At 69.4% G+C, this 23335-nt stretch carries 23 protein-coding genes and 1 pseudogene; 12 read left to right on the plus strand and 12 right to left on the minus strand.

Going from position 1 to position 23335, the window contains the following annotated elements:
* Positions 1-84: 84 nt before the first annotated feature.
* Positions 85-666, plus strand: coding sequence for a hypothetical protein (locus OG332_RS46775; RefSeq protein ID WP_327411493.1), 582 nt, complete (start codon positions 85-87; stop codon positions 664-666).
* On the opposite strand, the gene OG332_RS48110 is transcribed toward OG332_RS46775, so the two are convergent.
* Entirely contained in the window at positions 591-1169 is a 579-nt protein-coding gene (locus tag OG332_RS48110) for a restriction endonuclease (RefSeq protein WP_442816084.1), read from the minus strand. The genes OG332_RS46775 and OG332_RS48110 overlap by 76 nt on opposite strands.
* Here OG332_RS48110 and OG332_RS46785 point away from each other — a divergent pair.
* Positions 1129-1398: a metal-sensitive transcriptional regulator gene (locus OG332_RS46785; RefSeq protein WP_327411492.1), complete on the plus strand. Its 270-nt coding sequence runs from the start codon at positions 1129-1131 to the stop codon at positions 1396-1398. The two genes, OG332_RS48110 and OG332_RS46785, sit on opposite strands and share 41 nt — an antisense overlap.
* A gap of 27 nt (positions 1399-1425) precedes the next feature.
* On the opposite strand, the gene OG332_RS46790 is transcribed toward OG332_RS46785, so the two are convergent.
* Positions 1426-2283, minus strand: a complete 858-nt coding sequence (locus tag OG332_RS46790; RefSeq protein WP_327411491.1) for a class I SAM-dependent methyltransferase — start codon at positions 2281-2283, stop codon at positions 1426-1428.
* Between the two features lie 116 nt (positions 2284-2399).
* Between OG332_RS46790 and OG332_RS46795 the strand changes: the two genes are divergently transcribed.
* Positions 2400-2987 (plus strand): TetR/AcrR family transcriptional regulator, encoded by a 588-nt coding sequence (locus OG332_RS46795; RefSeq protein WP_327411490.1) that lies wholly within the window; start codon positions 2400-2402, stop codon positions 2985-2987.
* A gap of 377 nt (positions 2988-3364) precedes the next feature.
* On the opposite strand, the gene OG332_RS46800 is transcribed toward OG332_RS46795, so the two are convergent.
* Positions 3365-4954, minus strand: a complete 1590-nt coding sequence (locus OG332_RS46800) for an alpha/beta hydrolase (RefSeq protein ID WP_327411489.1) — start codon at positions 4952-4954, stop codon at positions 3365-3367.
* A gap of 903 nt (positions 4955-5857) precedes the next feature.
* Between OG332_RS46800 and OG332_RS46805 the strand changes: the two genes are divergently transcribed.
* The 3 genes from OG332_RS46805 to OG332_RS46815 all read left to right on the plus strand — a co-directional run bounded on the left by OG332_RS46805 (position 5858) and on the right by OG332_RS46815 (position 7741).
* Entirely contained in the window at positions 5858-6268 is a 411-nt protein-coding gene (locus OG332_RS46805; protein ID WP_190108403.1) for a VOC family protein, read from the plus strand.
* A 286-nt stretch (positions 6269-6554) separates the two neighbouring features.
* Positions 6555-7076: a helix-turn-helix transcriptional regulator gene (locus OG332_RS46810; RefSeq protein WP_327419056.1), complete on the plus strand. Its 522-nt coding sequence runs from the start codon at positions 6555-6557 to the stop codon at positions 7074-7076.
* A complete protein-coding gene (locus OG332_RS46815) occupies positions 7076-7741 on the plus strand; it encodes a glyoxalase (RefSeq protein ID WP_327411488.1) in 666 nt (221 codons plus the stop codon). The genes OG332_RS46810 and OG332_RS46815 overlap by 1 nt, the downstream gene beginning before the upstream one ends.
* Before the next feature lie 649 nt (positions 7742-8390).
* Here the strand turns inward: OG332_RS46815 and OG332_RS46820 are convergent.
* Positions 8391-9125 (minus strand): hypothetical protein, encoded by a 735-nt coding sequence (locus OG332_RS46820; protein WP_327411487.1) that lies wholly within the window; start codon positions 9123-9125, stop codon positions 8391-8393.
* A gap of 765 nt (positions 9126-9890) precedes the next feature.
* Here OG332_RS46820 and OG332_RS46825 point away from each other — a divergent pair.
* The 5 genes from OG332_RS46825 (at position 9891) to OG332_RS46850 (ending at position 15127) form a co-directional block, all read left to right on the plus strand.
* Positions 9891-10826, plus strand: a complete 936-nt coding sequence (locus tag OG332_RS46825; protein ID WP_327411486.1) for a class I SAM-dependent methyltransferase — start codon at positions 9891-9893, stop codon at positions 10824-10826.
* A 64-nt stretch (positions 10827-10890) separates the two neighbouring features.
* Positions 10891-11016 (plus strand): hypothetical protein, encoded by a 126-nt coding sequence (locus OG332_RS46830; RefSeq protein ID WP_327411485.1) that lies wholly within the window; start codon positions 10891-10893, stop codon positions 11014-11016.
* A gap of 320 nt (positions 11017-11336) precedes the next feature.
* Complete coding sequence (locus OG332_RS46835; protein WP_327411484.1) at positions 11337-12578, plus strand: IS256 family transposase; 1242 nt, start codon at positions 11337-11339, stop codon at positions 12576-12578.
* A 614-nt stretch (positions 12579-13192) separates the two neighbouring features.
* Positions 13193-14023 carry a helix-turn-helix transcriptional regulator gene (locus OG332_RS46845; protein WP_327411483.1) on the plus strand — a complete coding sequence of 277 codons (831 nt, stop codon included), beginning with the start codon at positions 13193-13195 and terminating at the stop codon, positions 14021-14023.
* Between the two features lie 60 nt (positions 14024-14083).
* The gene (locus OG332_RS46850; protein WP_442816083.1) at positions 14084-15127 is read left to right on the plus strand and encodes a methyltransferase; all 1044 of its coding nucleotides are present in this window, start codon (positions 14084-14086) and stop codon (positions 15125-15127) included.
* A 671-nt stretch (positions 15128-15798) separates the two neighbouring features.
* Here OG332_RS46850 and OG332_RS46855 read toward each other — a convergent pair.
* The 7 genes from OG332_RS46855 to OG332_RS46885 all read right to left on the minus strand — a co-directional run bounded on the left by OG332_RS46855 (position 15799) and on the right by OG332_RS46885 (position 20454).
* Positions 15799-16140: a hypothetical protein gene (locus OG332_RS46855; RefSeq protein ID WP_327411481.1), complete on the minus strand. Its 342-nt coding sequence runs from the start codon at positions 16138-16140 to the stop codon at positions 15799-15801.
* A 143-nt stretch (positions 16141-16283) separates the two neighbouring features.
* Entirely contained in the window at positions 16284-16550 is a 267-nt protein-coding gene (locus OG332_RS46860) for a type II toxin-antitoxin system RelE/ParE family toxin (protein ID WP_442816082.1), read from the minus strand.
* Positions 16550-16783, minus strand: a complete 234-nt coding sequence (locus OG332_RS46865) for a hypothetical protein (protein ID WP_327411480.1) — start codon at positions 16781-16783, stop codon at positions 16550-16552. The genes OG332_RS46860 and OG332_RS46865 overlap by 1 nt, the downstream gene beginning before the upstream one ends.
* A gap of 17 nt (positions 16784-16800) precedes the next feature.
* Complete coding sequence (locus OG332_RS46870) at positions 16801-18282, minus strand: NF041680 family putative transposase (RefSeq protein ID WP_327411479.1); 1482 nt, start codon at positions 18280-18282, stop codon at positions 16801-16803.
* Between the two features lie 117 nt (positions 18283-18399).
* Entirely contained in the window at positions 18400-18810 is a 411-nt protein-coding gene (locus OG332_RS46875) for a RidA family protein (RefSeq protein WP_266673776.1), read from the minus strand.
* 104 nt (positions 18811-18914) lie between these two features.
* Positions 18915-19733: an IS5 family transposase gene (locus tag OG332_RS46880; RefSeq protein WP_327411478.1), complete on the minus strand. Its 819-nt coding sequence runs from the start codon at positions 19731-19733 to the stop codon at positions 18915-18917.
* Positions 19734-19950: 217 nt separating this feature from the next.
* Positions 19951-20454 (minus strand): GNAT family N-acetyltransferase, encoded by a 504-nt coding sequence (locus OG332_RS46885; protein ID WP_073492597.1) that lies wholly within the window; start codon positions 20452-20454, stop codon positions 19951-19953.
* A gap of 243 nt (positions 20455-20697) precedes the next feature.
* Between OG332_RS46885 and OG332_RS46890 the strand changes: the two are divergent.
* Positions 20698-20865 (plus strand): annotated as a pseudogene (locus OG332_RS46890) (transposase); the annotation flags it as partial.
* A 69-nt stretch (positions 20866-20934) separates the two neighbouring features.
* On the opposite strand, the gene OG332_RS46895 reads toward OG332_RS46890, so the two are convergent.
* Positions 20935-23313, minus strand: a complete 2379-nt coding sequence (locus tag OG332_RS46895; RefSeq protein WP_327419572.1) for a hypothetical protein — start codon at positions 23311-23313, stop codon at positions 20935-20937.
* Positions 23314-23335: the final 22 nt, after the last annotated feature.

Here is a 23335-nt window from a genome sequence, read left to right on the forward strand (position 1 = left end):
GGGCCCCGCCACCCAAGGGGCTGCCGGGCGCCGAGCAGTATGTGTGAGACTCCCTCTGAATGATCACTCGGGGGGAGTTTCGCGTTGAACGCGCTGTTGAAGAGGGTGTGGATCGGGCTGGCCGCGACCTTGATCGTGAGTCTGGCCTCCGTGGCCCTGCCGGACCACGTCCAGATAAACGACGACGGGCGCATCCACCTGGGCGCGCCCGCGCCCACGCCGTCGCCATCCATGGCGGCGCCCGCACCGGAGTCCACGTCACCGCCCCTCACACGGGACGCCGTGGACGAGGTGATCCGGACCGCGGTCAGCGCGGCGGGCCTCGACCCGGAGCAGGGCCGCCCGACCATCGCGGCCGGCGCCAACTCGAACAGGACGGGCTGGATGGCCGTCCGCGAGAAGACCGCCGCACAGTCGGAGGTGAACGCGATCTGCGCCGACCTGGAGCGCCAGGGCTGGACTCTGAACCCGAACGGCGACCGCCCCGACGCCTCCCGCAGCTACAAGCGCGGGGGCTGGTACCTGCTGGTGAGCACGCGCGGGAAGACACAGACGCCGTCCACCACCTCCGCCTTGACCGACTCGCAGACCTACCTGACCCTGACCGGGATCCAGCTGAACCTTTCCGACATACCCCTCCCCGAGATCACCGTCCGCATCGGCTGACCCCTCACAGAGAAGCCCACACCGTCTTCCCGGGGCACCCCGGCGCCCTGGGCCCGGCCGAGTTGGCCGGCCCTGTGCGGGAGCACTCGTCCCGCCTGTAGCCGCGCCCGACACAGCGACCTCGCTGCTTTCGTCGCCTTTCGTCGCCGCGGCTGACCGAGGCCTCTCTGGGTAGGACAGCCGTCCATCAGGGGCCAACCCGGCGGGCGGGCTGGGGGAGCGCGCGCAGGGGGCTCCCCCAGGGGGCGGGATCCGCTGGCCCACTCGGCGAGGAGGTGGCGGTCGACCAGGTGGAGTTGCTGGGATTTCGCGAACTGGGCGGCGTTGTCAGTGATGCGGCCGTTGGTGAGCATGACGAGGACGTCGCCGTGATGGACCTGCCTACCGGTCCCGTTGAGGACGTGCAGGTCGCGGGTGCCTACGGGCTTGCCGGACCAGCCGTCCCTCTTGTGTCTGCACTGGATGACCCACAAGGACGACGTCCTCAAGCGGCTGCGCCGCATCGAGGGTCAGGTGCGGGGCCTGCAGCGCCTGGTCGAGGAGGACACCCACTGCATCGACGTCCTCACCCAGGTCAGCGCCACCACCAAGGCGCTGCAGTCCTTCGCCCTGACGATGACGGACGGCCACCTCCACTCCTGCGTGGACGACGCCATCGTGCAGGGCGGCGACCAGGCCCAGGACAAGATCGCCGAAGCGTCCCGGGCGATCGCCCGCATGGTCCGCTCCTGAACCACCGCAGAGCGGCCGGGGCGGGGGTCAGTTCCGCGCGGCCCCGCCGCGTGCGGCGGTGACCAGCCAGGAACTGCTCCGCAGCCACACCGCGCCGTTCGTCTCATGGCGCTGGAGGGCGGCCGTCAGCGCCTGGCGCGCCTCGTCCTGCTCGGGCGGGGTCGCCTGGTCGAGCAGGTGGCGTCCCGGGCCGGAGTCCAGCAGGAACGCCGCCGCGTCTGCCGCGTCGACGCCCCACTTCCCCGGTGCCTCGATGCGCTGCACGTCGGCATGGGCGAACCCGCCGGCGCCGAGCAGGCTGCGGACGTGGTCGGGATCGGTGAGCGAGAACATGCCGGGACCGCCGGGCTTCCCGAAGCCGCCGAGCGGCAGGATGCCCTTGAGTGAGGCCAGCGCCTCAAGCCACTCGTTGGCCTCGGCCTCGGCCGCGCAGATGAACGCCAGCCGGCCGCCGGGGCGCAGGGCGCGGTGGAGGTTGGCGAATGCGGCGACGGGGTCGGTGAAGAAGGTCATGCCGTACCGGCTGATGACCGCATCGAACCCCTCGGCCTGCAATGGGTGGACTTGGGCGTCGCCCTGAACGAAGGAGACGTTCTCCACCCGTTCACGCAGGGCGCTCTCACGGGCCTTGCCCAACATCGGACCCGACAGGTCCAGTCCGAGCGCCCGGCCGAGTCCGGCGCGCCGGGCCGCGAGGCGGGAGGTGCGGCCGGTACCGCAGCCGACGTCCAGAACGGAGTCGCTTTCGGAGATGGCCGCGGCGTCCAGGAGGGGCTGGTTGAAGCCGTCGTTGACTGCGTCCCACCGTTCCTGGCTGCGGGCCCACTGTGCGCCCTCGTATCCGTTCCACGCCTCGGCCTGCGCGGTGTTGACGTTGTGACCCATGGGTGAACTCCCTCCCGCCGGGGTGCAGCACGGCGCCCCGGCCCTAGTATGGGCAAGTGCCCAAATAGTATGGGCGTGCGCCCATACTTGCAATGGGTCAGTGGAAAGGGGCTGTTGTGTCACCTCGTGGAGTGGCGATTCCGGACTTGCGCGAGCGGCTGTTCGCGGCCGCGGAGCGGGTGGTGGCCCGCGACGGCGCCGCCGCCCTGACCAGTCGCGCGATCACCGCGGAGGCGGACTGCGCCAAAGGCGTCCTGCACACCCATTTCGCAGGCCTGGACGAGTTCGTCGCCGAACTGGTCCTGGACCGCTTCGCGCGCAGCGCCCGCCAGGCCGAGGCCCTGCAGGCCAAGGTGGGGCAGGCCACGGTTGCGGACAATCTCCAGGAGGTCGTCCTGGCCCTGCTGGACTCCCTGCAGCCCGCGGTGGTGGGACTGGCGATGACCCGCCCGGCAGCCGCGCTCCACACCCGTGAAGGTTTCCAGTCCGGCGCGCCCGCGTTCGATGCGATCCAGCACGCCTTCACCGCCTACCTGCAGGCGGAGCAGCGCGACGGCCGGCTGCCCGCCGGCACGGACGCTCCCACCGTCGCGCTTGCGCTCGTCGGCACGACCCACCACCTGCTGATGACCCGCAGTCCCGGGCAGGGCGAGGACACGAAGGGGACGACGGAGCGGCTGCTGGCCGTACTCCTCGGCTGCTGAGCTGCCGCCGCTGCCCGTCATCCCCAGTACCGGGTGCCAGTGTCCGTCCCGAGGTTTCGCGGCGGACTGCAGGGCGGCCCCTGCCGTGTTCACTCCGGCAGGGGAACCCTCTGGCTCACGGGTCGGGCGGCCAGTTCGTGTGGCCCCCAGGTGCCGGTCGCGGCGTGGCGGTGGGCGAGCGGCTCGGTTCTGGTCCCTGCCGCGGACGTCGGGCCGGGCCGGTGGTCGCGTGCGGTGGTGGAGGCCGCCGACCCGGAGGCGGTCCGTGCTGCGCTGCGGGGCCTGGCGCCCGCAGGGCGGTCGGCCCTCGATCGCGTTCCGGCGTCTGGCTGGTGTCCCCTCATCCCCTCGTCCGGCATCCAGGACGATGGAAGGGTTCACGGCGCCGGGGACCTCTTCGGCTCCTGGTCGCGTGGCGGACTCTGACAGGTCACGTCCCTCGCGGGGAGCCGGCCTGTGGCGAGGTACGTGTTGACGGGGTCGTTGGCGCAGGAGGTGGGGTCGGTGAGGTACACGCCGTGGCCCTGCCCGCCCTTCGCCAGCACCATCCGCGAGCCCTTCAGAGCGCGGTGCAGGCCCTGACCGCTGCTGAGCGGGGTCATCGGATCCCACTCGTTCTGCACGGTCAGCACCTTCGCCTGGTGCGTCATGGGCGTCGCGGCCTCCGACGGCCGCTGCCAGAAGGCGCAGGGCTTGATGTTCGACGCGAAGTCCCCGTACAGCGGGTACTTCACCTTGTCCTGGACCGCGTCCCGCGCGTACTGCTCGGGGTCGCGCGGCCAGTTCTCCGTGTCCCCGCACACCACGGACCAGTAGACGGCGGTGGCGTTGTCACCGGGGACGGCCTCTGGGGCGGGCCCGTTGCCCGGCGCGGGGGCGGCCGCCGTGTCGGTATCCGGCCCGGTGGCCCCCCGGCCGCCGGCGAGGAGCCTCTTCACGCCCGGCACCCCGGCGTCCGTCGGCAGAGGTGTCCGCTCGGCCGCGGCTTTGAGGGACCTCGTGATGATCGAGGCCTCAACCGGGGAGTAGAACACTCCCGGGTCCCGGATGTCGTCACCCGTGATCTTCTGCCCGAAGTAGTCGATCGGCTCTCGGTCGGCGCGCGCCACCAGTGCCCAGAACGTGTCGGACACCGCCTCGGGGGTCGCGCCGAGGCCGTATTCGGCCGAGCGCTCCGCAGCCCACTGCGTCCACCGCTCGAAGGCCGGCCCGGCGCTGGTCGCCCACACCTGGAACATGCCGCGCCAGATGCTGTGCGGGTCCACTCCGCTGTCCAGCACGAAGCGGTCCGTCCGCTGCGGGAACATCTGGGAGTACACCGCGCCGAGGTAGGTCCCGTACGAGTAGCCCAGGTACGAGATCTTGCGCTCGCCCAGCGCGGCGCGGATCACGTCCATGTCGCGGGCCGTGTTGCGGGTGGTGATGTACGGGAGCACGTCACCTGCCTTCTCACGGCACTCGTCCGCGACGTTGCGCGCCCACGCCACGTCCGAGGCGAAGCGCTCGGGTCGGTACGCCCCGCCGATGCCCGTCTCGGATTGGTTCAGCCCGCAGGTGACCGGGCTGCTGGCCCCGACGCCGCGCGGGTCGAAGCCGATGAGGTCGTAGCGGTCCCGTACGTCCTTGGGCATCTCCGTGCTCATCCGCATCGGCCGGTTGAGTCCGGTGGTGCCGGGTCCGCCCGGGTTGAGGAGCATGACGCCGTGCCGCTTGGCCGGGTTCTCGCTCTTCACCCGGGATATCGCAAGGTCGATCGTGGGGCCTTGGGGGCGCTTGTAGTCGAGCGGGACCTTGAGGGTCGCGCACTCGTAGGCCGCCGGTTTGTCTGCACTGCAGCGGTGCCAGGCGGGCTTCTGGCTCATGTACTCGGGGGTGGGCTGGGCAGCGGATGCCTGGGGAACGGCCAGCTGGGACAGGGCGGTTGCGATGAGTCCGGCGGTGGCTAACAGCGGTGTGAGGCGCTTCATGCGTGCGGTGCCCCTCTTTCGGAGATTGCGTGCCTGCCCACCGTGTTGCATCGGTGGGCGGGGCGAATCCCTCGTAAGGGCCACTCCATGTACAACTCACGTACCATGCGACATTCGGACAGTTGGCCGAGATGCGGCAGTGGGCCTGACGGCGCGTCGGCCGGACCGCGCCAGTCCGACAGAGCCTTCGGGATCTGCGCGATAGCACGGATCTACCCCGGCTCCCATACCAGGAGCTACGGACTCAGGGCGGCTGGTGAACTCCCAGATACCCATGGGACTCGCCGATTCCATGTCGCCGATCGCGACGAGAGGGAGCTTCCAGGAGGCGGCGAGCAGAGATGCCGCGAGGCATCCGCGTCGACATTCACGACGGCCTGCACGTCCGCGATGCTCACCAGCTTCGCGGTGCTCCCGCTGTCCTCATCGGATCCCACTTCGATGAGGGGCTCGGTCATCCCACCCCATCGGTGGCTGGCCGTCCGCACGGCGGCGCGGAAGCCGTCCGTGCTTCCTTCGGCAATGAGGCAGACGACCCGCGCGGGCAGTACCGAGACCTCGATGAGGCGGTGTCAGACGTACTCCTGATGTGCCATGTGGCCACCCAACCAGAAGGTACTTCGGGAGGGGGCTGCAATGCGCTGTTGGCCGCGTTCGACCAGGGGGTGGTCGTCGCTTCCTTGGGGTGTGGGGTGTGGGGTGTGTGTGGGGGTGTGGGGTTCGGGGTGTGGTGCGTGGCCGGCGGCGGCGGGGGCGCGGCCCGGGGATGCGGGGGGAACGGGAGCACTGGCAGGAAACGAAAGCGGTGCTCTCCGCGTGACATGCCCGTGAACGTCCGGGCGTGTCCGGATCGATCAGGAATCGAGAAGCGCGGTTCACGAAGCCACCTCTAGCCTGCTCACCATGGACATCACCATTCACACGACTTCTCTTCCGCACGACGACCCGGACGCGTCGCTCGCCTTCTACCGCGACGTCCTCGGCTTCGAGGTCCGCAGCGATGTCGGGCAGGGCAGGATGCGCTGGATCACGGTCGGCCCGGCCGGTCAGCCGGGCACGTCGATCCTTCTGGCGCCGCCTGCCGCCGATCCCGGCATCACCGAGGACGAGCGCCGCACGATCACCGAGATGATGGCCAAGGGCACCTACGGCTGGATCCTGCTGGCCACCCCGGACCTCAACGCCACGTTCGAGAAGGTGCAGGCCGGTGACACTGAGGTCGTCCAGGAGCCGACCGAGCAGCCGTACGGCGTCCGCGACTGCGCGTTCCGCGACCCCGCGGGCAACCTGGTCCGCATTCAGGAGCTGCGCTGAGCTGTGCTCGACATCGCGACCACCCACAAGGAACGCGGCGGCGCACCAGAGCACAAGTGACCGCCCTGCCGGTCGCCCGCCCGGGCCGCGTCCGGGTCCTCGTCGAACCGGTCATGAGCCCGGACCCCGTCTCGCTGCCGTCCGGCAGTTGCTCGACCGGCGGCTGGTCGAGTGCGGCGGGCCGGTCCACACCACCGAGCGTCTGCTGTGCCCGCCGAGGCGGGCACAGCAGACGCTCGAAGACGCCGATGGAAATGGAAGACGAAAAACGAAGGGGAGGGTCCTCATGTGCAAACCTGAATGGCGGCGTGCACGCGTCCAGGCGCAGCGCCTGGCTGATCTCGCGCGCCTGCGCCGCGTCCGCGACCGGATCGACAGGGAATACGCACAGCCGTTGAACGTGGAGGCGCTCGCCCACGATGTGAACATGTCCGCCGGGCACCTGAGTCGGCAGTTCCGGGCCGCCTACGGTGAGTCGCCGTACGCGTACCTGATGACGCGTCGCATCGAGAGGGCGACGGCGCTGCTGCGGCGGGGCGACCTCAGCGTCACCGAGGTCTGCTTCGCGGTCGGCTGCGCGTCGCTGGGAACGTTCACCACCCGCTTCACCGAGCTGGTCGGCATGCCGCCCGGAGCCTTCCGGCGCCAGGCCGCGGATACCGCGGCCGACCATGCCGATGCTGCGGGTACGGCCCGCGATGAGGGGTCGGCGATCAAGGTAGAGGGGATGCCGGCGTGCGTGGCGAAGCAAGTCTCAAGACCGGTCAGGAATCGAGAAGCCCCGGCCACCGCACAGCCCCTAGCGTGATGGTCATGGCAACCACCGCTTCCACCGCAGCCAACCCCTCTCTCGCGTCCGTCACCCTTGAGGTGGCCGACCCCGAGGCCGCCCGCCGCTTCTACAGCGACTTCGGCGTGGACACGTACATACGCCTGCGGGCGTCCGAGGCGCACTCCACCGGATTCCGTGGCTTCACCCTGGCGCTCACCGTGTCCGGGCCGGCCACCGTCGACGGCTTCGTCGACGCCGCCGTGGACGCCGGCGCCACGGTCCTGAAGCCCGCCACGAAGTCGCTGTGGGGCTACAGCGGCGTCGTCCAGGCCCCGGACGGGACGATCTGGAAGATCGCGACCTCGGCGAAGAAGGACACCGGCCCCGCCACCCGCGAGATCGACGAGATCGTCCTGCTGATCGGCGTCGAGGACGTGAAGGCCACCAAGCAGTTCTACGCCAGCCGGGGCCTGACCGTGGCCAAGAGCGTCGGCGGCAAGTACGCCGAGTTCGCCCCCGGTCAGTCCAGCCCCGTCAAGCTGGCGCTGTACAAACGCCGCGCCCTGGCCAAGGACCTCGGCGTCCCCGCCGACGGCACCGGCTCGCACCGCATCGTCCTCGGCAGCACCGCCGACACCTTCACCGACCCGGACGGGTTCGCCTGGGAGGCTGCCGCGTCGCTCGCCCCCAAGCCGTCCTGACTCCCGGCCCTGCCATACCGATCGACCGGCCAACACGCGCCGACGTGACAGCCGGACTCTCGCCCGGATGCCCGGCACGGGCCCGGGTCACGCCACGGAAACTCGGGGCTTGACATACCGGCGCTCCCGGCCCGTCACCGGCCGCAGGTGGTGGTCCACCACTCCCGGCTCACCATGGACCCTCGCGTCACCTATCCGAGGGGCGCGACGGGGCCGTCCGTGGCGCTCTCGGGCACAGGTGCGGCACACGGTGATCGTCATGCGCCGCCGGTCGGGTGCGGGGCGGGGTGGCCGGGATCCGGATGCCGCACCTGCCGAGCAGCCGGTGCGGGAAGCCGGTGGTCCGCGGGCTGCGTCCGCGGGCACGGCCCCCAAGCGCTCCTGGGGCCCCTGCCCGAGGGCCTGAAAGTCCCCGTGATCTCGATCTCGGCGACCGTGCCCGCGCCCTGGAACAGCCGAAGGCGTACCCGGCCGCGCACTCCCAGAGAGTGCCGATGATCTCGGACGTCCTGCCGGAGCACGAAGCGGGCCTCCTGGTCGGCTCCCGCCCGTGGCCACTGCCCGCCACCCGCATGCAGGTGTGGTGCACAGCCGCGGACCGCCGGAACCCGTTCTCGTGGACCAGGCCGACGATGTCCGTGGACCGCCCTCAGCCTGTCCTGTCCCCGGGGCGGGGCACGGTGAGATAGGGCCTGTGACTGCCGGAGCCCGTCGACACCCTGAGGACCGTTCCGTACCGGGCGCGGAGGTCCGCGATGGACGGCGGCCGGGCCGGGTCGGTGGCGCAGCGGGAGTACGGGATCGGGATGATGTCGGCCGGGCATGAGTGATCGTCCGCGACCTGGCCCGACTGCGGCGGGTTGCCGGGCAGAGGCGGATAGTCCCAGCCGACGGACAGGTCCCCGGCCTCGGACTTCAGGTACGGCGCCGGCATCAGGAGCCCGCCCGACTCCTGGGGGAACACGCCTTGCTGCTGGTGGTACATCAGCGCGTAGTCCAGGGATCCTCCCGAGGCGCTCCCGGGGCCGTTGACGTTCTTCGACCAGGTGGTGATGCCCGAGGCGCCGATGCGGCGCAGGACCTCGGTGATGTCACCCTCGACCCCGTACACGGCATCCGCGCTCATCGAACAGGACATCAGGTGGACGGTGGCCTCCTCCTTGAAGCCCCCGTCACTCGGCCCGGTACACACGTCCGAGACCACCGTGAAGCCCGGGCGCAGCCCCTCGATCCCGTCGAAGCGGCCCAGCAGCGCGCGGAGCCTCACCTCCTCGGCATCCCGCTTGTGCTGCGCCCCGGCGGTAGTGGCCATGGCGCGCAGCTCCCCGTCATCGGGCAGCGTGGAGCAGCCGCTCGTCAGGGCCGCCGCACCGAGTGCTGCCACGATGCCCGCCAGGCGCCTCCTGGGTCCCCTCGTCCGTCCCATCCCCGCCCCCGTCCCATCGGTTCCGAGGCCTACCCTCGCTCCCGGCCGGACACGGGCGCATGAGTACGCGTACTCACCCGCAGCGACCGCCAGCACTTTCAGCCGTTCCGTGGTGAGTCTGGCGCGCCTGCTCCTGGTGTTGGTGAGCCAGATGCCGAGCTTGACCTCGCTCCCGTCCTCCAGGACTTCTACGTGAGCTCCTGGGAACGGTCACCGAGCTGGTACGGGCGGTGCATTGGGCGAGGGCGGCTGCGCCCCGCTCGAAGGCCCCTGAGCCGCCCTTGCGCGCCGTGGCGGGGGTCTTCTGCTCCGGCGCCATGGGTTGGAAGCCGAGGTGTTTTCGAGGCATTCGCGCTGTCCGTCCATGAGCCCGGCCTACACAGCGGGCCGGCGTTGCCCAGGTCATCACCCGCGGCGAGCTCTGGTCCCCCGAGCAGCTCACCGAGGCGTCCGACTGGCGCCCGCGCACCGCCGTCCGGCACCTGGACGGGTACGAGGCGCTGTCCCTGCTCGCGACCGCCGCCCGGACCCGGCGCGTCCGGGCGCCGCCATCGAGCGGCTGCGCCGCTGGACCGAGGTATGAGCGCACGGGGTGCGCCGGGCAGGAATCACAGGTCGATTCCGCTCACGTCTCGTCACACGTCCGCCCAGGGCTTAGGGTTCCGTTACCCGGCCGGGTATCAGCGTGAAAACCGATGCCACTCCGCTGGAGGATGACTCTTCGTGTCGCACGTTTCACAAGCTTCCGTCACGACCCCCGACGGTGAGCCGGCCCCGCTCGTCCCCACCACGTACGGCGAGGTCAAAGGGTGGTTCTCGGCGTACGACCAGGTGCTCTTCGACTGGTTCCTGACACGTCAGAACAGCGGTGAGGGGCAGCCGGGCGACTTGCTGGAGCTCGGTGCCTTCATGGGGAAGAGCGCGATCTTCCTCGGACGGTACCTCCGGCCCGGTGAGGAGTTCACCGTCTGCGACCTCTTCGACTCGCCCGCGACGGACGACTCCAACGTCGCGGAGAACCGCAGCTCCTATCCCACGCTCACGCGGCGCGGCTTCGAGACGAACTACCTGGCCTTCCACGAGGCGCTGCCGACGCTGATCCAAGCCCCCACCTCGGTCGTCGCCGACCGGGTCAAGCCGACGAGCTGCCGATTCGTGCACGTCGACGCCTCGCACCTCTACGAGCACGTCGTCACGGACATCGCGTCCTCGCGTCTCGTCGCGACCCCGGATGCCGTGGTGGTCTTCGACGACTACCGCTCCGAGCACTGCCCCGGCGTCGCGGCCGCCGTCTGGACCGCCGTGGTCACGGGCGAACTGCACCCGATCTGCGTCTCGGCCTCGAAGCTCTACGCAACCTGGGGCGACCCGGCGCCCCACCAGGCGGCACTGCTCGCGTGGTTGGAGGAGCGCACCGACCTCTGGCACGGCGTGGACGTGATCGACGGCCGCCCCCTGGTACGCATCGGGGACCAGGGCGTGGTCGCGCCGGTGCCCCCGCAGCCGCTACACCCCACGCCGCGGGCGGAGCCGGCGCCGGTCCCCGCTCCCGCCGCCGCGCGCAGGCCCGGTGTCCGCTGGCGCAAGCTGGCCAAGGATCTGCTCCCGCCCGTGGTCACCCGCGCGATCGTCGCCCGGAACCGCCGTCGCAGGGGCTGACACCGAAAGGGCTGACACCACACCCCCGGACCTGATCCGGTCCGGGGGTCGGGGCGGCGTACGCGTGTCAGACGCCCCGGTGTACCCGGGCCGCGTGGCCGGCCTCGGCCTGCTGCCGGGCCTCCAGCGTCTTGCGGGTCTCCTTGCCCCGACCACGGGCCTGCGCTGGCGGGACCTCCAGACCTGGTAGCAGGACAGATCCTCACTGAAGCCGATGCCAAGACCACCCTCTACCGCAGACTCCGCAGCAGCCTGCCCGACAACTCTCCCGGGCAGCACAACCCCTTCGACCCCTACCGTCAGATCCTCGGCACCAAGGTCTACGACCTCCCCGCCCTTTACCGGCCCGGGGATGGCGTCCCGCCACGTGGTGTAGCCGATCAAGGGTGAGGTGTGCGCGGGCTTGCTCGCCGGGCGCACACCCGCGGAGGGCTCGCGCTCTCTGCGCATGAGGTGGGCCACCATGCAACTCTCCGTATTGAACGGCCAGTTCAACAACGGAGGTGCGAGGTGGCCCTGTCCCAGTCTGACCTATTACGCCTGCTGGAGTCACTACGCTCGGCAGACGGACTCGAACTCGTCCGCGGCATCGCCGAGCGGATGCTGCAGGAGCTGATCGAGGCCGAGGCCGCTGCCCACATCGGTGCCGGCTGGAACGAGCACACCGAGGCCCGTACCGCCTTGCGCAACGGGCACCGCGAGAAGACGCTCACCACCCAGGCCGGCGACCTGGAGCTGGCCATCCCCAAACTGCGCGCCGGAAGCTTCTTCCCCAGCCTGCTGGAGCGCCGGCGCCGGATCGACCAGGCCCTGTACGCGGTCATCGTGGAGGCCTACGTCCATGGCGTGTCCACCCGGTCGGTGGACGACTTGGTCAAGGCCCTGGGCGCGGACACCGGGATCTCCAAGAGCGAGGTCTCCCGGATCTGCGCGGACCTGGACGAGCCGCTGACCGCCTTCCGCACCCGGCCGCTGGACCACACCCGCTTCCCCTACATGTACCTGGACGCCACCTACTGCAAGGCACGCGTGAACCACCAGATCGTCTCTCGCGCCGTGGTCGTCGCCACCGGGATCACCGAGGACGGCGGCCGCGAGGTCCTGGGCGTCATGGTCGGCGACAGCGAGACCGAGGCGTTCTGGGCCGAGTTCCTGCGCTCCCTGCGCGAACGCGGCCTGACCGGGGTCCGCCTGGTCCTGTCCGACAGCCATTCCGGCCTGGTCAAGGCGATCCGCAAGGTCATGCTCGGCGCCGCGTGGCAGAGATGCCGTGTTCATTTCCTGCGAAATGTCTTCGCGGTGATTCCGAAGGAGGCGACCGAGATGGTCGCCGCAACCATCCGCACAGTCTTCGCCCAGCCCACCCAGGACGCGGTCCGCACCCAGCTCGACACCGTCGCCGAGATGCTCGGCAAGCAGTTCCCCAAGGTCAAACAGATGCTCCTGGACGCCAAGGACGACCTGACCGCCTTCGCGGCCTTCCCGGAACGGCACTGGAAGAAGATCCAGTCCACCAACCCGCTCGAACGGATCAACCGCGAGATCAAGCGCCGCACCGACGTCGTCCAGGTCTTCCCCAACGACGACGCCCTCCTGCGACTGGTCACAGCCGTGCTCTTCGAACTGCACGACGAATGGATCGCCTTCCCCCGCCGCTACCTGCCCGAGGGAAGCATGGACGAGATCTACCCCACCGAGCTCCCTAAAAGCGCCCCCGCACCACCCAACGCCACCAACGCGCCCACCGAGTGATCGGCTACACCACGAAGGGGGACATGACCGGCCCGGGCGCGGTCCGTGCGCGTGGTATCGGCCAGGATGCGTGTCCGCCGGGCCTGGTGGGTGTTCGCCTGCGAGGATGGTTCGGCTGGAGTCGGGGGATCCGCTGTGAAGTGAGGGCCCTTGCGGCTCCGCCCCGCATGCCCCCGGCCGGCACCCCCCCGCTGGCCGGGGCAGGCCCCGGCCAGCCCACCCCCCCGGCTGGTCGGGGCTCTTTGGCTCGGAGCGGCCGTTCTCCCGGTTCTTCACCGTCTGCGGTGCCGACTTCAACGCGGCCGCGAGCCGGGCCTGCGTGACACCCGCCGGCTCCCGCAGCCGCACCCGCTCCGCCGCAGACGGCAACCGGGGCTCGCCCTCCAGCAGCGCTGTGTTGCGCGGCCCGGTACCCAACCGCACTGGTTGTTGGGGCCGCCCGGTGTGGGCACGTGCGCGAACGGGCTCCGGCCGGTCTGTCGGCAGGGACGTGGGGAGGGGACGGTGTGCTGGCCCTGAGCCCGATCCGTCCCGTACACGGCAGACCGGACCGCGGAACGGCCGCGGAACTTTTGTCCAAGACAAGGGCCTGCGATGTCAGCGAGCCTGGAGGCATGCCCAGAGACGACGCGGGGGACACGCCCCCGGAGCGCACTGCTTACGACCGCTGGGAGGTCGCCCGCCCTCTGGGCGGAACCTCTCTCGACGGCGTACGGATGGCCGGGTTCCGGGACCTTGTGGGCAGCGGGCTGGACATGCGGGTGCTGCCGCAGCCCGCCGTGATCGTCGTCATCGGGCTCGGAGCCGGCCCGGTCACGGTGGAGAGCGCCTCCGGGCACCGGCCACTGAGGGGTCTCGTCGCCTCCCTGTCGCCAGGTCCGGCCCGTATCCGCGGCGAGGGCGTCGAATGCGTCGAGGTGGCGTTGTCCCCCCGGGCCGCCTACACCCTGCTGGGCGTTTCCCCGCTCGAACTGGACGGCTCCATCACCGGACTCGAGGACCTCTGGGGGCGGCACGCCCGGCTGCTGCGCGAGCAGTTGGCCGACACCGCATCCTGGCAGGAACGCCTCGCGCTCACGGACGGATTCCTCAGACGGAGGGCCGCGGGGGCCCCGCCCATGGCGGCCGAGGTCGCCGCCGCCTGGGACGCCATCGTGGCCGGCCGGGGCCGAGTGCGGGTCGGCGACCTTGCCGCGTCCTGCGGATGGAGCCGCAAGCGGCTCTGGGCCAGGTTCAGCTCCCAGGTCGGCCTGACCCCCAAGCGCGCCGCCATGCTCGTCCGCTTCGACCACGCCGCCCGGGCGCTCCTCGCCGGCGAGCGCGCCGGCGACGCTGCCGTGGCATGTGGATATGCCGACCAGCCCCATCTTCACCGCGACGCCCAGGCCCTCGCCGGGTGCACGCCCGGTGCACTGGCCGGCCTGACCGCGTCCACCGAGCCCTGACTGTCCGTATCCAGACCGATCGGTGATCGGTCGACTCGAAGGAAGGAAGCAAGACCGGTGATGAACACCGAGGTCCGAGCAGCACAGACGGCGGCAGGCCGGGAGCTCGTCGTCCGGCTCGCGTTCGGGAGCATGGCCGCGCACACCCTGCGCGCGGCGGTCCGCCTGGAGGTCGTGGAACTGATCGGCGACGGGCCGCGCACAGCTGCCGAGGTGGCCGTCGGAGCCGGGACCGCACACCAGCCCATGGCACGCCTGCTCCGTGCCCTGACCGCCCTCGGCCTGCTCGCGGAACACGCCCCCGACACGTTCTCGGTGACCCCGGCGGGCGCGCTCCTCGGCCCCGGCCACCCCGACTCCCTCGCGTCATTCGTCCGCATGTTCACCGATCCGGCGATCGTGCGCGCCTGGGAGCACCTGGAGAGCAGTGTCCGTACGGGGGAGATCGCGTTCGATTCCGTCTTCGGCACGGACTTCTTCAGCCATCTCGCCCGGCACCCCGAGCTCTCCACGGACTTCAACGCGGCAATGAGCCAGGTCGCCTCCGAGACCGCCGCCGTGCTGCCGCGGGCCTTCGACTTCAGCCGGTTCGCCTCGGTCACGGACGTCGGTGGAGGCAGCGGCACCCTCCTGGCCGCCGTCCTCGAAGCGCACCCGGGTCTCGCCGGCGTGGTCTTCGATACTGCCGACGGCCTCGCAGAGGCTGCGGAGACACTGGCGCGGCACGGGCTGGAGGAGCGCTGCTCCCTCATGGCCGGGGACTTCTTCCAGTCGGTCCCGCAGGGCTCGGACGTGTACCTCGTGAAGAGCATCCTGCACGACTGGACGGACGCCCAGGCGGTCACGATCCTGCGCCACTGCCGCCAGGTGCTGCCGCCTGGTGGCGTCGTTCTGATCGTGGAGCCCGTGCTTCCCGAGGCCGTCGGCGCGGAGGACGAGGGCACCTACCTGAGCGACCTCAACATGATGGTGAACGTCGGCGGCAGGGAACGCACCCGCGCGGACTTCGAGGAGGTGTGCCGCCGGGCGGCCCTGCGCGTCACGTCGGTCACCCCGCTCGCGGAGGCCGCCCCGTATTCCCTGATCGAGGCCGTGGCCGGCTGACCACAGACCACGCGCCGAGCACCTGGTGAAAGCGGCGCGCGTGGTGAGGACTTCGGCCCGCAGAGCAACCGCGAGGCCGACGACCCGATGCTCGTGAGAGGCGTGGCCGGCCGGCAGCATCGCGATGGGCGAGGTGTGCGCATCGGATCGGCGACCCGACCGTCCCCGAGGGACGGAAGCCGTGCCACGGCTTCTTCCCCCCGATCGCGCCGAGCCCTGGCCGACACCTTCTGATCACGACAGCGTCCGGCAAACATCCCGAGCTGCGGCCGGGCAGCTGGAAGTTCAGCAGCCGGGAATCCTCGGAGCGCAAGGGCTGCACCCCGCCAGCCGCATAGCGCTGCTCTTCCCTCGCCCCTGCGCGCGGCGTCCGCCCGGTGCGGGGGCACGAGGGCGTCGGGATTCCTCGACCCCACGGCCCTCTGGCGGCCGGCCGCTGCGCGCCTCTCTGGGCGCTGCGCAGAGGTTCCCTCTTGCCTGAAGCTGCCTGACAGGGGCTCGACTTGGCGTGCAACCTCAGTGACCGAGTTGGCTCGGGGCATGGGGCCTTCCCCGGTTCAGGGATCGCTGGGGCAGTCAGCCTCGGTTCAGGTCGCGACGAGGTCACGGCAGACGACGGCGAGTGAGCCGTTCCAGAACGGGGGAGGGGGCGCCCCCCGGCCCGGGCGGCCTCAGCCGCCGCCTTGGAAGGCCCAGAGCACGAGCGCCACCGCGCACAGCACGAAGGTGGCCAGGTGCGCGTAGACCAGGGCGATCAAGGCGCCGATCCCGCCCAGGACCAGGCCGCGGGTCCGCGTGTTCCGGTGGGCCGAAGACCGCCAGGAGGCCGCCACCAGGGCCAGCGGAACGACGTACGGCAGGGCCAGCCACGCAGCGCCTTGGACGATCGGGGAGGAACGGTAGCCCCACGCACCGCCCAGTACCGCCGCCACGGTGAACAGGGCCGGGGCCAGCCACCACGTCGAGTCCGGGGGCCGCTCGGCCGGAGGTACCAGGATAGGAGTTGCTTTCACACCCCCCATTGCACTCCCCGTCCTGCGGCCTCCGTATGGGCGCACGTACTTGGTTCGCCTGGTCCGCGTACCCACGGCACGTACCACAGCGTCCGCGCTCGGCGGGACGTCGGCGTCTGGAGACGTGACCGCGGTCGTCCTGGTCAGGTTTCGATGTAGGCGACCACGACGACGGTGCGCAGTGCGGCGACGAAGTACAGGACGCGGACGTCCTCGATCTCGTCGGCGTACTGGCGCAGCTCGGGACCGGTGCCGTCGGCAGGGATGGGCTCGCCGATCTCCGGGTTCACGGAGATGGCGACAAGGGCGCGGTCCAGAGCGTGGATTGCGCCCTCGGCGGTGAGGTCTTCGAGCTGTTTGGCGGCGGATTCGCTGAACACGATCCTGGCGCGCCGCGGGTGCGAGGCCATCAGGCGACGGCCGGGCGCTGGGCGGCGAGGCGGGCGAGATGGGTCTCCCGCAGCTCCTCCCAGGGCGTGCACTCCTCCACCGGGGGCAGGCCGTTGGTGGCGATGTCCTCAAGGACGGCGGCGAGCCGGTCGGCGTTTTCACGGGTCCTGGCAGCGTATGCGCGGACCGCGTCGGCGGCCGCGGGCTCCAGCTGCTGCCGCACGGTGCTGGCGGGGGCCGGCTGTTCGCTCATCAAGTGCTCCTGGGCAGTCATTCGGCGTCGGTCACCACGGTAGCGCCGGGGCGGGCCTGTGAGCCCCGGTAGAGAGGAACCGGGCCCTGTGAGGGCTGGCCTACGTCGTAACGGGTGGCGGGCCGCCGGTTTTTCGAGCCAAGTGGCCTGCCAGGTCCGGGAGTTGAGGGTTCTGGCGCGCGGGTCGGGCAGTGCAGGTGCGGGCGGAGGTTCCGAAACCCCCGGCGGACTCTGGCCGGGGTGAGTCGGCCGGGCTCGGCGGGCTTCTCCCACGGCCGCCGCAAGTCGGCGGCGGCCTCGCGCAGAAGGCGGATCTGGGTGTGGGCGGCGATGATCAGCCAGGTCCAGCGCTCGCCGGCCTTGGGGGTTCGCAGCTTCGGGCGGGTCCACCCGAGGGTCTGTTTCATCAGCCGGAAGGTGTGCTCCAGGTCGAAGCGCCTCAGGAATGCCTGCCAGCGCACGTCGACGTCCTCGCAGTTCTGGCCGGTGGCGGACGACCACAGCCAGAGCGGCAGCGGGTCTCCTCCGCCGGGCAGCCGGTCGACCTGGAGGCGGATCAGTGTGCCCTCGATGATGGGGAGTTCGCCGGTGTGCTCGATCCAGGCGGAGCGGGTGGTCGGGCGCGGGTGGATACGGTCCCAGGCCATCGCGCGGGTGGTTCCGTATCGGTCGGTGACCTGCGTCGTGGACGCGTCCGGCTCACCCCAGGTGTCCGGCTTGGCGAAGCGGAACTCCTTGCCGTGCTTCGGCGGTCGCCCGCCCTGGGGGTAGGCCAGGGCGTACTCCCTGAGCGAGGGCGTCGGCCGTCGCATGACGCGGTCGGAGCGCATCCGTCCCAGCACCTCGACCGGGAGGCCGTCGAGGAGGTGGGCCATGCGTGGGGCGTCGTAGCCGGCGTCGAAGACGATGAGGATGTCGCGGTCGCCGACGTGCCAGCGGCCCATCTCGATCAGGTCGGTGACCACCCGGCGGAGCTGGGAGGCGGTGGCCTCGGCGACGTCGTCCTCGGGTCCGAGGCGGACGGCGTCCAGGAGCTGGCACCAGGACGTCCGGCCCGATTCGAGGGCGGCGACGAACGAGTACGGCCAGCCGGGGATGAACTGGTCCGAGGACCGTCCGCTGCGGCCGTAGACGTGGCAGAACAGGCGATCCGCGCTGGTCGGCGCGTCGGGGCGGAGCCAGTTGCTGACGTCGACGGCCAGGACCAGGCGCCCGTCGGCGGCCCGCGGCATCGGCAGACCGGCCAGCACCTGCCGCAACCGGGGTACGTCCACGTTCCCGTGGTTCAGCGCCTCGTACATCGCACCGTGCCCACGCCGGTGCTCGGCCACCAGCGTCAGATCCACCGGCGACGTCACCGGGCCGTCCGCGCACAGCAACGCCTCCACGAGCTCGAACAGCTCGTCCCCGCGCACGGTCAGGCAGTCGAATAGGTCCTCCCGGAAGCGTGACGCTTGCGCGAACGCTTCCCCGGGACCGGCGTCAGGCAGCAGACTCACCTTCACGGCCTTCGTCTTGAGCGGTGCACCTTGGTCGGAGCACATGATCAGACGAAGGCCGCCCCAACGTCCCGCGAATGCCCAGCTGGGCTACCCAGTTCGATACGCCGTTCGAAGTCAGTCAGGCAGCGCCACGGTGAGATCCACCTCGACGAGCTGTCCCGGAAAGCCCAGCTGAGCGACGCCCAAGAGCGTGCTGGCGGTGGTGAACGCCGGACCCAGGGCAGACTCGGTGAGCCGACGCCATGCGGCTCCGAGAATGTCCCTCTCATCGCTCCGCACGTAGATCACTGACCGCACCACATGTTCAGGCTGGGCACTCACCGCCGCCAGGGCAGCGAGCGCGTTCGCGACAACCTGGTCGACCTGCGTCTCGAGGGAACCGGAACCGACGAGGTCACCATTCCGATCAAGCGGGCACTGCCCCGCCAGATAGGCGGTACGGCCTGCCTCCACCACGGTGATGTGGTGGTAGCCGGGTGTCTCATGCAGCTGCTCGGGGTTGATGCGGGTGATCTTCTCAGTCATGTCAGCGAGTCTGACCAGCGTGGTGCCAGCACGCACCGCATTTTCTCCACCGGCAAGCATTCCGCAGTGACGTGAGGTTAAAGAACAAGCTAAGAAGCCGTATCTCAACCGAACGTGATCCGTTGATTTCTGCTGGTCAGGCATGGTGTAGCTCGGAATGAGGGCAGGGTCTCGTAGTCCCGGGCCAGACGGCGGGAGTTCATCAACCACGCGAACGTGCGCTCTGCCACCCACCGCCTCGGCAGCACCACGAACCCTGCCATGTCGTCGGTGCGCTTGACGATCTCCAAGGTCAGGGCGAGTTTGTCCCGGCACCAGCCGACGAGGGAGCCGGTGTAGCCGCCGTCGGCCCACACGAGGGTGATGTCGCGGTGCAGACGGCGCAGCCGCATCAGCAGGCCCGCCGCGGCGTCCCGGTCGCCGATGTTCGCAGCCGTGACCGCGACGGCCAGGAGCAGGCCGAGGGTGTCGGTCACGATGTGCCGCTTGCGGCCCGGCACCTTCTTCCCGCCGTCGTAGCCGTGTGAGGCGGCCGGCACCGTCGCGGCGGCCTGCACCGACTGCGCGTCGATGATCCCCGCTGTGGGCTCGGCCTCACGGCCCTCGCGCTCACGGACCGTCCCGCGCAGCCGGTCGTGGAACTCGGCGATCAGCCCGTGCTCGCGCCAGCGGCGGAAGAATGCGTAGACCCGGGCCCATGCGGGGAAGTCCGAGGGCATCGCCCGCCACGAGATCCCGCCCGCGACCAGGTAGCGGATCGCGTCCAACAGCTGCCGGTGGCAGTAGCCCTCGGGCCGTCCACCCCGCCCCTGGAACCAGGCCGGCACCGCCAGCAACGGCCGGACGGCCGCCCACTCCGCGTCCGTCATGTCCGACGGATACCGGCGCACCCGGTCCGGATGGTCGGCCGCGTTGCCGTACACGTGCGCGAGGCAATCGCACGACACGGCGGGCGAGTTGAAGTCAACATGCTCGGGAACGTACAACAAAGACAACAGGGCCTCCGGGAACCACTCGGAATGGGATCGCACCCCCGAGCTACCTGGAGGCCCTGCTTTCACGCGCGGAAACCGCCGCAGTCACCCGATCGAGACTCCCGTTCGATCGACAGCCTTCGAGATCGGTACGGGCAACAACCAGTTACGTGTCGGGATGCTCCGGCAGGGCGAGCCAGTCCGACCAGGAGATCTCGCGGCCGAGGAAGCGCGGCTGCTCGAACGGCCAGTCGGCGGCGATCCACTGCGGCACCAGCGCGTCGAGGGCCTGCTCGACCTTGCTGCCCACCAGCTCGTCCACCACCCACCAGGAGATCTCGCCGTCCGCGCCGGCCCTCTCCGGTGGGTCGATGTAGACACAGCCGAGCAGAGCTGTCTCCGCCGCGTCGAACAGCGCGTAGTTGAAGGACTGGTGTGCGGCGATCTCCTTCTCGTGCCGCAACAGGTCGGCCTGGTCGGCCTCGTAGGTCATGGTGGCCGCGGGCCAGCCCCAGGCCGGGCCGAAGATGGTCCACAGCCGCTCGCGCGAACCCATCACAGCCGGATAGTCGAGAGGGGTGTCCGCCTCCCGGATCGGCCGCAGGTGATGGCCACCGCCCGGCAGCGGTACCAGGACGGGGTGGACGAAGTCATCGGGAAGCCAGCTCATGGCGCCCGACCGTAGCAGCGCGCGGCCGTCCGCTCCCCTGGATTTTGCCCGTATACCGCCAGGCCCTGCTCTCATGCCGGGCAGGGCCCGCGATCACCCGATCGAGACTCCCGTCCGATCGACAGACTCCATGATCGGTATGGCAACGGCTTCTCATCGCAACCGCCTGACCTGCACGGGGATGGTGGCCCGGCTATGCCGGGTCACCACCACACCCCCGTCCGACTGCCCAAGGACATTCGGATGCGCCAACGCCGCTACCCGTCGGACACCACCGCCGCCGAGTGGGCCCTGATCGAACCTCTCCTGCCCACACCGGCCTGCGAAACCGAGACCGGCGGCCGCCCAGAGAAACACCTCAGACGGGAGATCGTCTTTACCGAGCGTCGAACTGACCGGATGGGCTGCGAGCTGTGCAGATGCGTCGCGTGGATGTCCGTGACGTGGCGGGCCGCTCGGCTCATCGAGCGAGGCCGGGTGTCATTGGGGCCTGCCTGGTCGGGCAGGGCCGTGAAGGTGCAGATGACTTCGCAGCCGACTCGCATGCCCGTGGTCGGGCAACCGCTCTATCCAAGCGCGGAGTTCTTGACTGGTGAGCGGCTTCCCATCGGTCTTCCAGCCCAGCCTTTCAAGCCGCGCTTGCTCCACGGCATCGTCCAGCACTGCCGTCATGGCCGTGCTGGTCTCGACTCCTTCTTCTGTGAGCAGGTTCGTCCACGGTATGGCTTGAGCCGGCTCGGGGCAGGCGTCGAGAATCCGGCACACCTCGCGCATCCATTTCACGGTGCTGATCGGCACGCCGAGGGAGCGCGCGAAAGCCTTGGCGTTATTCCCTTCGCTGCGGTCGAGGAGGTCGCCAGTGGAGCGCACTCCGTCCTTCTCGAATTGTTCAAGGTAGGGTTGGAAGGCTGCAACATCGGACAGGGTCTGCCTGTCGATCAAAGTCATGAATTTTGCGCGCTGGCCTTTGATCAGCGGCTGTAGGGATGGGTCACTCCGAGCTTCCCTCCGCCATCTCCTGTATCCAACCGCCATGTCGAGGTGGTTCAGGGCTTTTTCGTACTGCTGGGGTCCAATGCTGACGTCGGCACATGCTTGGTTGTACCATTCCGTCGGAGTGGCCAGTGGAAGATCTGGGACGTCCGACTCGCCCCTGGCATGGCGGCTGAATATCTGAACCAGAGGGCGCATTTCTGCGGCAAAGTAACTGATGTGCTCTTCGGGCTTCGTGAGCGGAACTTCCCGGCGCGCCCCATACTCGTCCGCCGAAGCGCCATTCTTTCTCAACTCCTCGTCTCCCGTTAGCTCACCGATGCTTTGTAGCAGCGCACGGCATTCATTGTGTGCTTTCGCCTTCTGCTCGCGTGCCGTGTTGACAAGTCGCACCGCTCCCGGATGGCCGGACCGTCGGATCCTCGCCAGACGTTGATCCGTGGCCTCGTTCTCCAGCGTGCATGCATAGTTAAGTCGCCCACAGATGAGAGTCAGCATGGTGCGCAGGCGCAGAGGGATGTAACCTTCACTGTTTGCCTTCCCCTGCTTCGATAGGTCCCTGCAGAATTCCTCAAGCCGACGGACGTATGTCTCTTCGTTCTTGCTCGATCCGACTAGTTCCCCAGAGCGGTAATAGAGGTAGCCAAGACGAGCTGCGTCGTTGTAGCGGTCCTTTTCGATCGCTGTCGCGAAAAGCTGCTGCTTCATTTCGGGGCGGTACTGTTCGGTGCCAGCTAGCACCTGGCAAGCAAGGCTGCGCCACGTGCTTGTGCCGCAGAGTCCCTCTGTAAGGACTGTGTGGCGCTCGCTGAGCCTGATCAGGATGAAAGCCGCGGTCGCGGTGAGTAGTTCGTGGTCATTCGGTGAACCCGCATTCTGGTCCGAGCTGGTGTTTTGAAGACTCAGAGAGTCTTTGGAGATGAGGGTGGATGCTACTTCCCTGCCGTTTCGGCCGAGTTCGACGGTGACCGTGTCGTCGTCGACGATTACGACCTGAGCACGCCACGGATTGAACGACGTAAGTGCCTGCAGTAGGCCCAGCAGTGCCGCGACCACCTTGCCCTCCGTGGCTGGAAGCGCGGAGATCGACTCTGCCGGTAGTTTCAGTACATCGGCGCCTTCCGGTGCCCAGAAACCGCGGGGCCTGTGGCTTCCCATGGTTTCGACTCGGGTCGCCACATAGGCAACGCCTGGCGGGTATTCCTTGCCGTCTGCACTGACCACTTTCAGCCGTACCCGTAGTCGTTTACCCAGACCTACATAGCCGAAGTAGTAAAACCCCAATGCTGTCCCCACAGCGAGGGACGGGTATCCGGAACGACCATCGTGTGGTGCAACGGTGACCACCCATACGAAGGCCCCTAGCGACAGCAGACTACCGATCACAACGAGCCATAGAAGTTGACGGGAGGTTAGCCCCTGCCTGCTGTTGCGTGACGTGACTTCATCTGCTGGCGCCAGATTGAGGGTGTGTTCTCCAACTTGTCGCTTCCAAGGGGGCCTCAGGCAGGCTACTTCACACGCAAGCGCAAGAATGACTACGGCGCCGGAGACGGCCAGAATGGAAGTAGCCGCCCAAGTCGGAACAGTGCCGTCTCCGCGAGAAAACCCCGCCCACCCCGCCGTTGCCAGCCCGAGCAGAATGAAGCCACCCCATGCCCTCCAGAACCATCCTGGATCGCTCATTTTGGTTTTTGCATTGGGACGGACCATCAGAGCGGTGAGGCGCGCGCAGATGAGGAGACCCAGGGCGATCAGCAGAATGGTGAGAGCGACGGACCAAAAGGCCGTTGAACCGAGAACGGTATCGTCGGCAATCACATCAATCACTTCCCTGACGTCTGCGGCGCCGGCCTCACTTTCCACAGTGCTACCGGTTCTTGTAGTA

Source organism: Streptomyces sp. NBC_01233, assembly GCF_035989305.1.
GTDB lineage: Bacteria > Actinomycetota > Actinomycetes > Streptomycetales > Streptomycetaceae > Streptomyces.